Source organism: Pseudomonas sp. WC2401 (genome assembly GCF_041200115.1).
In the GTDB taxonomy this organism is placed as follows: Bacteria; Pseudomonadota; Gammaproteobacteria; order Pseudomonadales; family Pseudomonadaceae; genus Aquipseudomonas; species Aquipseudomonas fragi.
This window is the reverse complement of the sequence record NZ_CP165623.1, coordinates 3,961,383-3,975,338: the sequence shown is the minus strand read 5'-3', so window position 1 is coordinate 3,975,338 and position 13,956 is coordinate 3,961,383. Positions and strand designations below refer to the sequence as shown.

Sequence of the window (13,956 nt, the reverse complement as noted above, 5' to 3'; positions counted from 1 at the left end):
GCTTGCTCGCGATACAGGCGACGCGGTCTTGCTCAAAGCCCGCGTTGATTGAATCGCGAGCAAGCCCGCTCCCACAGGGGTCTTAGCTGACTCACAAGAGAAGCCGCCATGGCCGTATTTGCCCGTATCACCTTGCTTGCATTGGCTTTGGGCCTGAGTGCCTGTGCGGTTCATCAGCCTTACGAGCCGCCTGCGCCTTCAACGCCGATGCCGCAGCCATCGCCGCAACCTTCGGGCAAGCCGCTGCCCGACATGCCGATACCCAAGGCGCCGAAACCGCTGCCGCGCACCTCGGCCACCTTCGCGCCACCTCCCGGCGGGCCTAGCCACTGGGATGCGCGCCTGGGCGTGTATGTGCTGGATAACCAGACCAACGTCTTCTACCGCCAGCGCGCCTACTACCGCTGGGACAACGGCTGGAGCCGCGCCGTGAGCCCCAACGGGCCGTGGGAAGAAACGGACATCAGCGGCGTACCGCCGGGGTTGAGCCGGCAGTTCAAGTAAAGCCAAGCGGCGACCTTCGGGTCGCCGTTTTTGTTTGCCGCTCAAATCTGTATACTTCTGATCCGTTCGTGTCAGGGCTTTGTGCCACTGATACCGGACTTATCTCCCGGCACCTGCCGGCCATTGCTGCAAGCACCGGCTTAACGTGCTAGCGCACGCTTTGCCTTTTGACCTGGAACGCCCCTTGCGTTCCGTCACTTGCCAGCCATCACTCTGACAACCCACGGACTGCTGTCCGCTGTCGCCTGCCTGTCAGGAAACCCGGGTTGTTGCGCTTGCCGATTTCGGCCTTTCGTTGCGTCTGAAACGACTGTGCGCGTATAAAAAGGAGAAAGGAATGTTTCAACTTTCCACCTTCACCGTGTTGCTGCTTCTGTTGTGTTTTTATGGCCTGACTTTTCTGGTGTCGTTGCGCGTTGGGCGCAAGGACGAAAACGTCGACGGCTATATGGTCTCCAATAACTCCATCGGCTTTGGCATGTCGGCCGCCAGCATGACGGCGACCTGGATCTGGGCCGCTTCGTTTTACGCCGCCGCCAGTGCGGGCTACAAGTTCGGTCTCTCGGGGGCGTTGCATTACGGCTTCTGGGGCGCGCTGATGATTCTGTTTATCTACCCCTTTGGCCGGCGTTTCCGGCAACTGGCGCCCAAGGCCCACACCCTGGCGGAGATCATGCACGCACGGCACGGGCGCTCCAGCCAGATGATTCTGGCAGGGTCGAATATCGTCGGCAGTCTGATCAGCCTGATGGTCAATTTCACCGCCGCCGGGGCACTGGTCGCGGTGCTTTCGCCGCTGAGCTTTACCCATGGCGTGCTTATCGCCGGTGTCGGGATTCTGACGTACACCATCTGGTCAGGGTTTCGCTCATCAGTGCTTACTGATTTCGGCCAGCTATTCGCCATGATCTTCGCTGCGGTGGTGATTATTCCGATTATTTTCTTCCAGTTGGGCGGCCCTGAAATCTTCGCCCAGGGCATGCCGAGGATCACCCCCGAGCAAGCCAGCTTCTATTCGAAAACCGCGATTCTGGAGCAGGGCGCACCTTACTTCGTAGCCGTACTGGCCTACGCCATTGGTAACCAGACCATCGCCCAGCGGCTGTTTGCCGTGCGTGAAGACTTGATGAAGTCGACATTCGTCACCGCCACCATCGGTTATGCCTCGATTGTGATCGGGCTGGGCATGCTGGGGTTTCTGGCCTTGCTGGCAGGTATCGAACCCCAGGATGGCGATCTCAATAACCTGATCCCGCAAATGGCCTCGACCTACTTGCCGCCGTTTGCGGTGGGGCTGTTTTTCATCATGGTGATCGGTTCGCTGTCGTCCACGGCGGATTCCGACCTGTCCGCCTTGTCGGCGCTGGTGATGACCGATGTCTATGGCAAAAACATTGCCAAGGGCAAACCGAATCCCAAAACCATGTTGTTTGTCGGGCGCCTGACCATGGTGCTGGCAACCATGCTGGCGATGATTTTTGCCAGCATGAAACTCGACATCCTGACCATGCTGATTTTTGTCGGCGCGCTATGGGGCGCGATTGTCTTTCCCGTGATTGCCAGCCTGTATTGGCAGCGGATTACCAATGCTGCCTTTACCAGTGCGGCGATTGCCGGGTTTGTGATGTTTCTGGTTGCCCGCTTCGAACTGCTGCAGATGCAAGGCGCGGTAGCGCTGTTCTTTGAGCTCTGTGCCTCGATCGGTGGCGGGGTGGTGATTGGCCTGATGGCGTTCGGCTTTTTTGGCAAGCGCGTGGGCTTTGTCATGGGTGGATTGGCGTTCTTGCTACTGGCGCCTTTCGCGTTTGGCTTTCTGCGTGATTACCCGGTGTTGCTCAGTTCACTGACCGCTTACGGTGTCAGTACCGTGGTGTGCGTTCTGGTGAGCTTGCTGGCCAACGAAACCTTTGATTTTGCCTGCATCAACGAGCGAGTGGTGGCCTTCCACCACAACGTCGATGCCACTGAAAAAGGAGCCACCCCATGTCCAGTTTCGCTTTAACCCTGTATGTCCTGATCTGGCCGGCCATTGCCGGGGCCGTGATGCTGACCCTGTGCGTCAGCCTGTGGCGCGATATGCGCAAGGCCAAACGTGAGGGTACGGACCTGGTCTGAATGTGTGATGTGGTAGCCGCTGCCTCGCCAGCGGCTACGCATATTGTGTAGGGTGCTTGCTGATCATTATCAGGAGCCGGTCATGCGCCCATTCGAATTCAAGCAAATTGATGTTTTCAGCAGCATTGCCCTCAAGGGCAACCCGGTGGCCGTGGTGTTGAATGCGGACAGCCTGAGCGATGCGCAAATGGCCGACTTCGCACGCTGGACCAACCTGAGTGAAACCACCTTTGTACTGAAACCACAAAGCCCTGAAGCCGATTACCGCCTGCGAATTTTTACCACCCTCAACGAGCTGCCTTTTGCCGGTCACCCCACGCTGGGCAGTTGCCATGCCTGGCTTGAAGCGGGCGGCAAGCCCCGTGGCGAAGAGATTGTGCAGGAGTGTGCGGCAGGCCTGATCCGCATTCGCAGACAGGGTGGGCAACTTGCCTTTATGGCACCGCCGTTGCTGCGCTCGGGTGGCGTCGAGCATGAGTTGTTGCAACGCATCTGCCATGGCCTGGGCATCGAGCCGCAAACTGTCGTGCAGGCCCGCTGGGTCGACAATGGTCCCGGTTGGGTTGCGTTGTTGTTAGGTGATCGCGAGCAGGTACTGGCCTTGAAACCTGACTACGCGCAGTTGTCGGGTTTGGCCATTGGTGTTGTGGCTCCCTGGAGCCCGGAGCGGGACGGTGATGAGGCGCAGTTTGAAGTGCGCGCTTTTATTGCCGGTGAGGGCATGCCCGAAGACCCGGTGACCGGCAGCCTGAATGCCGGGCTGGCACAGTGGCTGATCGGCGAGGGCCTGGCCCCGTCGTGCTATGTGGCCAGCCAGGGCACCGCCATGGGCCGGGCAGGGCGGGTATCTATCGAACAGATTGGCGCGGATATCTGGGTAGGTGGTTTGGCCGTGACCTGTATCTCGGGGCAATTGCAGCTGTGACGCTCAAGCGCCTTTGGCCTTGACGGCGCGCTTGGGCCTGGCCTTGCCCGGTGTAGCTTTGCGTTTCTTTTTCCAGGCAGGCGCAACACCCGCCGGGCTGGCCGGGCCGCTGATGGTCATGGTCATGGCGCTGCAACGTTCGATATGTTTGCTCATCCAGGCCGCCTGTTTGGCGACGAATATGTCGAGGGTCATTTCGCCACTTTGCACCATGTCCAGGGCCTGTTCCCAGATGGCGGTGGTGCCGGGGTCGGCGATGGCGCGCGGTACCGCGTCGATCAGGCTGAAGGCCGGCGCGGTGGCGGCCAGGGCCTTGCCGTTTTTGCTCAGGTAGCCACGGTCAAGCAAGCCCTGGATGATTCCGGCGCGGGTGGCTTCGGTACCGATGCCGGTGGTGTCCTTGAGCTTTTGCTTGAGCAGCGGATCCTGCACCAGTTTGGCAACGTTTTTCATTGCCTTGATCAGGTCGCCTTCGGTGAAGGGCTTGGGTGGCTGGGTCCACAGGTCCTTGAGGTGGACTGCAGCAATCGCGCAGTCCAGACCTTCGTGCAATAACGGCAGGGGTTGCGGTGCCGGGGTTTCGCGGCCTTTGGCTGGCGCCAGGGCCTCTGGCAGGGCGCGCTTCCAGCCGGGTTCGACGATCTGCTTGCCGACCGCCCGCAGGTTTTGCCCTGCACAATCAAAATCGGCCTGGGTACGGTCGTATTCGTGGTTGGGCAGAAACTGCGCCAGGTAACGTGCGCGAATCAGGGTATATACCGCGCGATGCTTACCGCTCAGGCGTTCAATATTCTTAGCCGCAGCTGTAGGAATGATGCCGTGGTGGGCGCTGACTTTAGCGTCGTTCCAGGCCCGTGAACGGCGTTGCGGGTCCAGATGGCTGGCCAATGGCGCCAGTGACGGGTCCGCCTGCTGCAAGGCTGCCAGAATCGCCGGTGCTTCACTGTGCTGGCTCTGGGGCAGGTAGCCGCAATCACTGCGCGGGTAGGTGACGACCTTGTAGGTTTCGTACAAGGCCTGGGCGACGTCGAGGGTTTCCTGGGCACCGAGACCGAGTTTTTTTGAACACACCTCCTGCAGCGTGCCCAGATCGAATGGCAATGGCGCGACTTCACGCATGCGCTCGGTGCGCAGCTTGATCACCCGCGCGCTGCTGGCGTTTTGCATTGCCCTTGCGGCCTGTTGGGCGTGGGCCTGGTTGAGGCAGCGGTCCTGGTCGTCGCAAGTGTCGGGGGCGGCTCGCCATTGCGCGGTGAACAACTGCCCGTCGTGCTTGAGCTGCACATCAATGGCCCAGTAGGCCACCGGCACAAAGTCGCTGATGCTGCGATCACGGTCCACCACCAGGCGCAGGGTCGGGGTTTGCACCCGGCCTACCGGTAAAACGCCCTGGTAACCCGACTGACGGCCGAGCAGGGTAAACAGCCGGCTCATGTTCATGCCGATCAGCCAGTCGGCCCGCGAGCGGCCCAGGGCCGAGTGGTAGAGGTTGAAGGTCTCGCTGCCCGGCTTGAGCGCGGCCAGGGCTTTGCGGATCGACGCGTCGTCCAGGGCCGACAGCCACAGACGCTGGATGGGCCCGCGGTAGCGGCAGTGTTCGACCAGTTCGCGGGCAATCATCTCGCCTTCGCGGTCGGCGTCGGTGGCGATCACCAGTTCGCTGGCTTCGCCGAGCAGGCGCTTGACGGCCTTGAACTGGCTGGCGGTCTTGGGCTTGACGCGCATCTTCCATTTTTCCGGAATGATCGGCAGGTCAGCCAGGACCCAACGCTTGTAGCGTTCGTCGTAGGCGTCGGGCGGGGCGGTTTCGAGCAGGTGGCCGATGCACCAGGTGACGGTGGCATTGGCGCCCACCCAGCAGCCATCACCACGGCGGCTGGCACCGAGCACGGCGGCAATATCTTTGGCCTGGGAGGGTTTTTCACACAGAAACAGCCGCATCGCTCAACTCATTCACGCATCGCAGAAGATGCACAGCATGGGCAGAGTCGGGCGCGAGGGCAAGTTTTTTTACTGTTGATATGTACAGGCTTTTGCAGGTGCTGCAAAAGCTGTGGGAGCTGGCTTGCCTGCGATGCAGGCGACGGGGGCTGTCAGGCGTACCGTGGGCATCCCTTCGCGAGCAAGCCCGCTCCCACAATGGGAGGCGGGCTTGCAACAGGACAGGGAATTATTGCGCGTTATAGATCTGGTCGAACACGCCGCCGTCGTTGAAGTACTTTTTCTGCACGTCGCGCCAGTCGCCGAAGGTTTTCTCAACCGACAGGAAATCGACTTTCGGAAAGCGGTCGTTGTACTTGGCCAATATGGCCTGGTCACGCGGGCGCAGGTAGTTTTTCGCGGCGATTTCCTGGCCTTCAGGCGACCACAGGTACTTGAGGTAGGCTTCGGCCGTGGCACGGGTGCCTTTTTTGTCGACCACTTTGTCAACCACACTCACCGGCGGCTCGGCTTCTGCCGATACACTCGGGTAGATCACTTCGAACTGGTCGCGGCCAAATTCGCGGGCGATCATTTCCGCTTCGTTTTCGAAGGTCACCAGTACGTCGCCGATCTGGTTGGTCATAAAGGTGGTGGTGGCTGCACGACCGCCAGTGTCGAGAACCGGGGCCTGTTTGAACAACTTGGCCACAAAGTCTTTGGCCTTGGTTTCGTCACCGCCGTTTTTCAGCACATAGCCCCAGGCCGAAAGGAAGGTGTAGCGGCCGTTGCCCGAGGTTTTCGGGTTCGGCACGATCACCTGTACGCCGTCCTTGAGCAGGTCGGGCCAGTCTTTAAGAGCCTTGGGGTTGCCCTTGCGCACGATAAATACTGTGGCCGAGGTAAACGGCGCGCTGTTGTCCGGCAGGCGGGTTACCCAGTTTTCCGGGACCAGCTTGCCATTGTCGGCCAGGGCGTTGATATCGGTGGCCATGTTCATGGTAATGACGTCAGCCGGCAGGCCGTCAATCACCGAGCGGGCCTGTTTGCTGGAACCGCCGAAGGACATTTGTACGTTGAGTTTTTCGCCGTTGTGCTCTTGTGCCCAGTGCTTCTGGAAGGCTGCGTTGTAGTCTTTGTAGAAGTCACGCATCACGTCGTAGGACACGTTCAGCAGCGGCGGTGGGGTCGCTGCACTCGCGACGCTGCCAAGGGCCAGGCCAGCGGCCAGAATTGAGGCACTAAAGAGTTTTTTCACTGCGCGTTCCTTGTTATAGGGAGCAATAAGGGCAAATTGCCAGTAACTATAGCGACTGTCGCATAGTCCTTAAAAGATTAAAAAGTGCTGTGGTTATGCTTTTTTTGCAAATAGCGCATTGCCGCATCGCGAACAAAAAGACGCTGATTGTTCATGGTTGCTCTTCTTGCACGTGGGGCAGTCATGTTTGAGCTGTTCGCCGCGCATGGCGTTGGCCAGTTCGGCAGTGAAGATGCCGGTGGGCACGGCAATGATCGAGTAACCGGTGATCATCACCATGGCCGAGATCACTTGCCCCATTACGGTTTTGGGCACTATGTCACCAAAGCCTACCGTGGTCAGGGTGACAATGGCCCAGTAGATACTCACCGGGATGCTGGTAAAACCGTTTTCCGGCCCTTCGACCACATACATCAGGCTGCCGAACACCGTGACCAGGGTCGAGACACTGACCAGGAACACGATGATTTTCTGCTTGCTGCCGCGCAGGGCCGAGAGCAGGTAATTGGCCTGGCTCAGGTAGGGGCGCAGTTTGAGGATACGAAAAATCCGCAACATTCGAATGATGCGGATGATCAGCAGGTACTGCGCGTCGCTGTAATAGATCGCCAGAATCCCCGGCACAATGGCCAGCAAATCCACCAGGCCGTAGAAGCTGAAGGCATAACGCAGCGGCTTGGGTGAACAATACAGGCGCAGGCCGTATTCCACGGCGAATACAAAGGTGAAGCCCCACTCGATATAGGCCAGCAGCTTGGCGTAGTCGCGGTGGATGCTGTTGATGCTGTCGAGCACCACGACCACCAGGCTGCACAGGATGATCAGCAGCAAAGCCGTGTCGAAGCGCCGCCCCGCAGCTGTGTCGGCCTGAAAGACCATCACATACAGGCGTTGGCGCCAGTCATTGTTATTCATGCAGGTTGCTCGATGCCCAAATGTCAGAAGATTCGAGTATTAACGCTCAATGCGCAACCTGCATTGTTCTTGTGCGGGGCGCAGGATGCGCACACTGGCGTGCACCAGTCAGCAACCGAGGATAAACGGGGCGGTCAGGGGCGCCAGGCCCAGGGCAATAAAGCCCGGCGTGATCAGCAAGGTGACGATGATGCCCGCCACGGGCAGCCAGGGCCGGCGTGGTTGCTGGCTCAGGGCCAGAGCGGCGAGCGCCGGGTTATAGCCAGCCAGGCCGCTGAGGGCGGCGGCAGTGTCCTGTTGATACAGGCTAAACAGCATGCCGGCCAATGCCCCCGTGATGGCCCAAAGCGCCGCCCGCCAACTGCTGAGCCACAGGCCGATAACGATCAACAGCCCGGCCAGCGGGTGGGGCAGCAGCATGACCTGGGCAACGCCCCTTAACAGCCCCTGTGCCAGTGTGAGGCTATTGACTGCCTGGGTGTGGTCCACGGCTTGGGCCGGCGGGTTGGTCAGGTGCAGCAGGATCCAGCCAATGCCCACAAACGGCGCGGTATAGGCCAGCAGACTTTGCCCGTGGCTGGCGCGCTTGAGCCACTGGTGTACGAGCATCGTACTCAGCCCGGCACTGGCAATGATCAGCAAGGGCAGCAGGGCCGACCATTCAAGCTGGTGGCTGAGCAGCAAGCCGAGCAGGATGCCGTTGTAGCTGTAGAGGCCCGCCTGGCGCTCGGCCTTGGGGTAGTCGCGCCGTTGCGCGGTGAGGAGCCCGGCAATACCGCCAAGCAAGGCGCCACCGAGCAGGGTGGGGGCACAGATCAGGATGGCCAGCAGGCACAGCACGCCGCACAGGGGATGACGCTGAAGGAAGATCTGGCTGAACCCGGCGCACAGGGCCGTCGCCCAGTCGGGGCAGGCAGGTGAATTCATGGTGATGGCTACGCAGTGTGAAGACTTGAACCTTGTAGCCGCTGCCGAGGTACGAAGGCTGCGAAGCAGGCCGCAGGACTGCCATCAGGGGCCGCTTCGCAGCCCATCGCAGCCTTCGTGCCTCGGCAGCGGCTACAGGTCTCTCGGTGGGCTTACTTGTCGCGAATCGAGAAGTTGGCCATGTGCTCCAGGCCCTTGATCAGCGCCGAGTGATCCCAGTTGCTGCCACCGATGGCCGCACAGGTGCTGAACACTTGCTGGGCATTGGCGGTGTTAGGCAGGTTGATCCCCAGTTCGCGGGCACCGGCCAGGGCCAGGTTGAGGTCTTTCTGGTGCAGGCTGATACGGAAGCCCGGGTCGAAAGTGCCCTTGATCATGCGCTCGCCGTGTACTTCGAGGATTTTCGAGGAGGCAAAGCCACCCATCAGCGCTTCGCGAACCTTGGCCGGGTCAGCGCCGTTTTTCGCAGCAAACACCAGGGCTTCAGCCACGGCCTGAATATTCAGCGCGACGATGATCTGGTTGGCCACCTTGGCGGTTTGGCCGTCGCCATTGCCGCCTACCAGAGTGATGTTCTTGCCCATGCTTTGCAGCAGGGGCAGGGCGCGGGCGAAAGTTTTTTCGTCACCGCCGACCATGATGCTCAGGGTGCCGGCCTTGGCGCCGACTTCACCGCCGGATACCGGCGCGTCGAGGTACTGCGCACCCTTGGCGTTGATTTTTTCAGCGAAAGCCTTGGTCGCGGTAGGGGAGATCGAGCTCATGTCGATCACCACCTTGTTCGGGCTCAGGCCCGCGGCGATGCCGTCTTCACGGAACAGCACGTCCTCGACCTGCGGGGTGTCCGGCACCATGACGATGATGAATTCGGCTTCCTGGGCCACTTCTCGCGGGCTGGCCAGGGCGATGGCGCCGGCAGCCACCAGGTCGGCCGGGGCGGCGCCGTGGTGGGTCGACAGAAACAGGCTGTGCCCGGCTTTCTGCAGGTTGCTGGCCATAGGAGAACCCATGATGCCGGTGCCGATAAATCCGATTTTAGCCATGACAAATCCTCTTGTTTTTATTAGTGCTGTTTTGTTTACCTGTAGCAGCTGCCGCAGGCTGCGTTCGGCGGCGAAGCCGTCGTGAAATCAACTGGCACGGTGTATCAGTAGAAGCGCGAACACCGGGTTTGCGACGGCTCCGCCGCCGAACGCAGCCTGCGGCAGCTGCTACGGTGGCTGTTACACCGCGTTATGGGTCTTGAGCCATACAAGACCGGCTTCGGTGCTGGTCAGCGGCTTGTACTCACAGCCCACCCAGCCCTGATAGCCGATGCGGTCGAGGTGGTCGAACAGGAAGCGGTAGTTGATTTCGCCCGTGCCCGGCTCATGGCGGCCCGGGTTGTCGGCCAGCTGGATATGGTTGATCTGCGGCAGATGGGTTTGCATGGTGCGGGCCAGGTCGCCCTCCATGATTTGCATATGGTAAATGTCGTATTGCAGGAACAGGTTGGGGCTGCCGACCTTGTCCTGGATCGCCAGGGCCTGCTTCGTGTTATTGAGATAGAAGCCTGGAATGTCGAGGGTATTGATCGATTCCATCACCAGCTTGATGCCCACCGCCTGCAGCTTGTCGGCGGCGTATTTGAGGTTGGCGACGAAGGTGTTTTCGACCGTGGCGTCGTCCACGCCCTGGGGGCGGATGCCGGCCAGGCAGTTGATCTGATCGTTGCCCAGCACTTGCGCGTAGGCAATGGCCAGGTCGACCCCGGCACGGAACTCTTCAACCCGGTCCGGCAGGCAGGCGATCCCGCGCTCACCCTTGGCCCAGTCACCGGCCGGCAGGTTGAACAGCACCTGGGTCAGCTTGTTGGCTTCCAGCTGGGCCTTGATGTCGGCCGAGTTGTAGTCGTAGGGGAACAGGTATTCAACGCCATGAAAACCAGCGTTGGCAGCCGCTTGAAAACGGACAAGGAAATCCTGTTCGGTGAACAGCATGGACAGGTTGGCGGCAAAACGCGGCATGGTGGACTCCTGTGGTTCCCTCTCCCGTGGGAGAGGGCGAAGTAAGGGCTATTGATTAATCCAGCATCGAAATGGCGGTCGGTGCATCGTTACCCACCAGCGCCAGGTCTTCAAATTCATTTACGGCGTTGATTTCGGTGCCCATCGAGATATTGGTCACGCGTTCCAGAATAATCTCCACGATTACCGGTACGCGGAATTCCTTGATCAGCTCCTGGGCCTTGCGCAGGGCAGGCTGGATATCACCCGGCTCGAACACACGCAATGCCTTGCAACCCAGGCCTTCGGCGACCGCAACATGGTCGACGCCGTAGCCATTGAGTTCAGGTGCATTGAGGTTGTCGAAAGACAGCTGCACGCAGTAGTCCATTTCAAACCCGCGCTGCGCCTGACGGATAAGTCCCAGGTAGGAGTTGTTCACCACGACATGGATATACGGCAGGTTGAACTGTGCGCCCACCGCCAGTTCTTCAATCATGAACTGGAAGTCATAGTCGCCGGACAGCGCCACCACATTGCGGCTCGGGTCGGCCTTGACCACCCCAAGTGCCGCCGGAATGGTCCAGCCCAACGGGCCGGCCTGGCCGCAGTTGATCCAGTGACGCGGCTTGTAAACGTGCAGGAATTGCGCACCGGCAATCTGCGACAAACCGATGGTGCTGACGTAGCAGGTGTCCTTGCCGAATACTTGGTTCATCTCTTCGTACACGCGTTGCGGCTTGACCGGCACGTTGTCGAAGTGGGTCTTGCGCTGCATCGTGGCCTTGCGCTGCTGGCAGTCCTGCAGCCAGGCGCTGCGGTTTTTCAGCTTGCCGGCGGCTTTCCATTCGCGGGCCACTTCAAGGAACACCTTGAGCGCGGCACCGGCGTCGGAAACGATGCCCAGATCCGGGTTGAACACCCGGCCGATCTGGGTCGGCTCGATATCCACATGAATGAATTTGCGGCCTTCGGTGTAGACATCTACCGAGCCGGTATGGCGGTTGGCCCAACGGTTGCCGATGCCCAGGACCACATCGGATTTGAGCAGGGTGGCGTTGCCATAACGGTGCGAGGTTTGCAGGCCGACCATGCCCACCATCAGCGGGTGGTCATCGGCGATGGTGCCCCAGCCCATCAGGGTCGGGATCACCGGAATGCCGGTCAGTTCGGCGAATTCCACCAGCAGGTCGCTGGCGTCGGCATTGATCACGCCGCCACCGCTGACCAGCAGCGGGCGCTCGGCCTGATCGAGCATGGCCAGGGCTTTTTCGGCCTGCAGCCGGTTGGCCGTGGGTTTGGCCAGTGGCAGCGGTTCGTAGGCTTCGATATCGAATTCGATTTCAGCCATCTGCACGTCGAACGGCAAATCGATCAGCACCGGGCCAGGACGTCCGGAACGCATTTCGTAAAAGGCTTTCTGGAAGGCGTAAGGCACTTGCCCCGGCTCCATCACCGTGGTTGACCACTTGGTGACGGGCTTGACGATGGTGGTGATATCGACGGCCTGGAAGTCTTCTTTATGCATGCGTGCCCGTGGAGCCTGGCCTGTGATGCACAGAATCGGGATCGAGTCGGCCGAAGCGCTGTACAGGCCCGTCACCATATCGGTGCCTGCCGGGCCCGAAGTGCCGATGCACACGCCGATATTGCCGGCCTTGGTGCGGGTGTAGCCCTCGGCCATGTGCGAGGCGCCTTCGACGTGGCGAGCAAGGACGTGATCGATGCCACCGACCTTTTGCAGGGCCGAGTACAGCGGGTTGATGGCGGCACCCGGGATACCGAACGCGGTATCGACACCTTCGCGACGCATCACCAGAACGGCGGCTTCGATTGCTCTCATTTTGCTCATTGTTTTGTGCCTCTTACGTTTTGTAATTGTATACAAGTGGCTGTTGAGCGAGTGTATTCATCCTCCACCATGCAGGTCAATGGCTTTTATCGAATCAGTGACTGCCGAGTCGCGAGCCTTGTATTTAGGCGGTCGCGTCGATATTTAATTTTTGGCCGCCTAAAAATTGTATACAAAGTGCATTTGTATTGTGTTCTATTATTGTTATCCAGTATGCCTTGAGAGGTGTGCAGAAGGCTTTCCATAACAAGATAAGGATGGCAACCATGAGTGCTTTAACCTTGAAAGTCGCTTTAGAACTGACGGCCCGGGCCTTGAGCGTCGGGCGTCAGATCAATGCCGCGCCGTTGACGGTGGCGGTACTCGACAGTGGCGGGCATTTGCTGGCGTTGCAGCGCGAAGACGGGGCCAGCCTGCTGCGTCCCAGCATCGCGATAGGCAAGGCCTGGGGCGCGATTGCGCTGGGCAAGGGCTCGCGTTTGCTGGCGCTGGACGCGCAACAGCGTCCGGCATTTTTTGCGGCACTTAACGGCATGGGCCAGAGCGACGTGGTACCGGCGCCGGGCGGGGTGTTGATCCGTAATGAGGCGGGGCAGGTGATTGGCGCAGTGGGTATCAGCGGTGATACCTCGGATATCGACGAACAATGTGCGATCAGCGCGATCGAGGTGCTGGGCTTGCGGGCGGATGCGGGGGTGGTGGTCTGACCACAGACCTTTGCTGTCTGTGGGAGCTGGCTTGCCTGCGATTCAGGCGCTACGGTGTGCCTGTTGAGCCGCGTCGATACCATCGCGAGCAAGCCCGCTCCCACAGATTTTGTGCAAGCCTTCAGTCAGGCGTACAACCCTTGAGCACCAACCGGATAATGGTCTGCGTAGCCGCTTCGTAGTCGCTGTCGTCCAGTTTGGCCTTGCCGGTAATGGCCGAGATCTGCCAGTCAAAGTCGGCGTAGGTCTGGGTCGCGGCCCAGATGCTGAACATCAGGTGATGGGGGTCAATGGCGGCGATCTGGCCACGGTCGATCCAGGTCTGGATGCAGGCGATATTGTGCTGGGCCTGGCCGTTGAGCTGCTCAACCTGTTTTTCGCTCAGGTGCGGGGCGCCGTGCATGATTTCACTGGCGAACACCTTGGAGGCAAACGGCAGGTCGCGGGAAATCAGGATTTTTGAGCGGATGTAGTTGCTCAGCACTTCGTTGGGTTCGCCATCGGCATTGAACGGCGTCGATGCCCGCAGAATCGGCTCGATAATGCTCTCAAGCACCTCGCGATAGAGGTTTTCCTTGGATTTGAAGTAGTAGTAGACGTTGGGCTTGGGCACGCCGGCCTTGGCCGCGATGTCGCTGGTTTTGCTGGCGGCGAAACCCTTGTCAGCGAATTCCTCACTGGCGGCACGCAAAATCAGTTCTTTGTTACGCTCGCGGATACTGCTCATAAACCCGATATGTCCTTGCCGGCTGGGGCGGTCGGGCATGGTAGCACCGGGCTTGCAAGCGGCTCAAGATTGCAGCTTTGCGGCCGGCACGCGCTATGCTTGTGGCCATTCAATCTTAAAG

General features: G+C 59.9%; 12 protein-coding genes and 1 pseudogene. 5 read left to right on the top strand and 8 right to left on the bottom strand.

The genetic code is table 11. The annotated features are described in order from the left end of the window. Positions 1 to 108: 108 nt before the first annotated feature. The 4 genes from AB3G35_RS18210 (at position 109) to AB3G35_RS18195 (ending at position 3,544) form a co-directional block, all read left to right on the top strand. A complete protein-coding gene (locus tag AB3G35_RS18210) occupies positions 109 to 504 on the top strand; it encodes a hypothetical protein (protein WP_016781522.1) in 396 nt (131 codons plus the stop codon). A 337-nt stretch (positions 505 to 841) separates the two neighbouring features. Further along, entirely contained in the window at positions 842 to 2,506 is a 1,665-nt protein-coding gene (locus tag AB3G35_RS18205; protein WP_169846495.1) for a sodium:solute symporter family protein, read from the top strand. Next, entirely contained in the window at positions 2,488 to 2,619 is a 132-nt protein-coding gene (locus AB3G35_RS18200; protein WP_016781520.1) for a putative transporter small subunit, read from the top strand. Before AB3G35_RS18205 ends, AB3G35_RS18200 begins: the two co-directional genes overlap by 19 nt. An 82-nt stretch (positions 2,620 to 2,701) precedes the next feature. Then, positions 2,702 to 3,544: a PhzF family phenazine biosynthesis protein gene (locus tag AB3G35_RS18195; RefSeq protein WP_340079528.1), complete on the top strand. Its 843-nt coding sequence runs from the start codon at positions 2,702 to 2,704 to the stop codon at positions 3,542 to 3,544. 3 nt (positions 3,545 to 3,547) lie between these two features. Here the strand turns inward: AB3G35_RS18195 and AB3G35_RS18190 are convergent, their stop codons facing one another. The 7 genes and pseudogenes from AB3G35_RS18190 to gcl form a co-directional block, all read right to left on the bottom strand. Further along, positions 3,548 to 5,485, bottom strand: a complete 1,938-nt coding sequence (locus AB3G35_RS18190) for a DNA topoisomerase III (RefSeq protein WP_340079529.1) — start codon at positions 5,483 to 5,485, stop codon at positions 3,548 to 3,550. Positions 5,486 to 5,714: 229 nt separating this feature from the next. After that, the gene (locus AB3G35_RS18185) at positions 5,715 to 6,722 is read right to left on the bottom strand and encodes a sulfate ABC transporter substrate-binding protein (protein WP_016781517.1); all 1,008 of its coding nucleotides are present in this window, start codon (positions 6,720 to 6,722) and stop codon (positions 5,715 to 5,717) included. A 93-nt stretch (positions 6,723 to 6,815) separates the two neighbouring features. Then, complete coding sequence (locus AB3G35_RS18180; RefSeq protein WP_016781516.1) at positions 6,816 to 7,637, bottom strand: ion transporter; 822 nt, start codon at positions 7,635 to 7,637, stop codon at positions 6,816 to 6,818. Positions 7,638 to 7,748: 111 nt separating this feature from the next. Then, positions 7,749 to 8,564: pseudogene (locus tag AB3G35_RS18175) on the bottom strand (urea transporter); the annotation flags it as partial. Between the two features lie 152 nt (positions 8,565 to 8,716). Then, entirely contained in the window at positions 8,717 to 9,607 is an 891-nt protein-coding gene (locus AB3G35_RS18170; protein WP_083369559.1) for a 2-hydroxy-3-oxopropionate reductase, read from the bottom strand. A 180-nt stretch (positions 9,608 to 9,787) separates the two neighbouring features. Next, on the bottom strand, positions 9,788 to 10,570 hold the full coding sequence (gene hyi, locus AB3G35_RS18165) for a hydroxypyruvate isomerase (RefSeq protein WP_134048968.1): 783 nt from the start codon (positions 10,568 to 10,570) through the stop codon (positions 9,788 to 9,790). A 55-nt stretch (positions 10,571 to 10,625) separates the two neighbouring features. Then, entirely contained in the window at positions 10,626 to 12,401 is a 1,776-nt protein-coding gene (gcl, locus tag AB3G35_RS18160) for a glyoxylate carboligase (protein WP_086797843.1), read from the bottom strand. Positions 12,402 to 12,667: 266 nt separating this feature from the next. Between gcl and AB3G35_RS18155 the strand changes: the two genes are divergently transcribed. Beyond that, positions 12,668 to 13,108, top strand: a complete 441-nt coding sequence (locus AB3G35_RS18155) for a heme-binding protein (RefSeq protein WP_169844146.1) — start codon at positions 12,668 to 12,670, stop codon at positions 13,106 to 13,108. 121 nt (positions 13,109 to 13,229) lie between these two features. Here the strand turns inward: AB3G35_RS18155 and AB3G35_RS18150 are convergent, their stop codons facing one another. Continuing rightward, positions 13,230 to 13,835, bottom strand: coding sequence for a TetR/AcrR family transcriptional regulator (locus AB3G35_RS18150; protein ID WP_016781509.1), 606 nt, complete (start codon positions 13,833 to 13,835; stop codon positions 13,230 to 13,232). Positions 13,836 to 13,956 lie beyond the last annotated feature (121 nt).

Excerpts from the sequence above, each read along its gene's own strand:
- AB3G35_RS18205 (WP_169846495.1), top strand. The coding sequence starts at position 842 with ATGTTTCAACTTTCCACCTTCACCGTGTTGCTGCTTCTGTTGTGTTTT.
- AB3G35_RS18190 (WP_340079529.1), bottom strand. The coding sequence starts at position 5,485 with ATGCGGCTGTTTCTGTGTGAAAAACCCTCCCAGGCCAAAGATATTGCC.
- hyi (WP_134048968.1), bottom strand. The coding sequence starts at position 10,570 with ATGCCGCGTTTTGCCGCCAACCTGTCCATGCTGTTCACCGAACAGGAT.
- AB3G35_RS18200 (WP_016781520.1), top strand. The coding sequence starts at position 2,488 with ATGTCCAGTTTCGCTTTAACCCTGTATGTCCTGATCTGGCCGGCCATT.
- AB3G35_RS18150 (WP_016781509.1), bottom strand. The coding sequence starts at position 13,835 with ATGAGCAGTATCCGCGAGCGTAACAAAGAACTGATTTTGCGTGCCGCC.
- AB3G35_RS18195 (WP_340079528.1), top strand. The coding sequence starts at position 2,702 with ATGCGCCCATTCGAATTCAAGCAAATTGATGTTTTCAGCAGCATTGCC.
- gcl (WP_086797843.1), bottom strand. The coding sequence starts at position 12,401 with ATGAGCAAAATGAGAGCAATCGAAGCCGCCGTTCTGGTGATGCGTCGC.
- AB3G35_RS18170 (WP_083369559.1), bottom strand. The coding sequence starts at position 9,607 with ATGGCTAAAATCGGATTTATCGGCACCGGCATCATGGGTTCTCCTATG.
- AB3G35_RS18210 (WP_016781522.1), top strand. The coding sequence starts at position 109 with ATGGCCGTATTTGCCCGTATCACCTTGCTTGCATTGGCTTTGGGCCTG.
- AB3G35_RS18155 (WP_169844146.1), top strand. The coding sequence starts at position 12,668 with ATGAGTGCTTTAACCTTGAAAGTCGCTTTAGAACTGACGGCCCGGGCC.
- AB3G35_RS18180 (WP_016781516.1), bottom strand. The coding sequence starts at position 7,637 with ATGAATAACAATGACTGGCGCCAACGCCTGTATGTGATGGTCTTTCAG.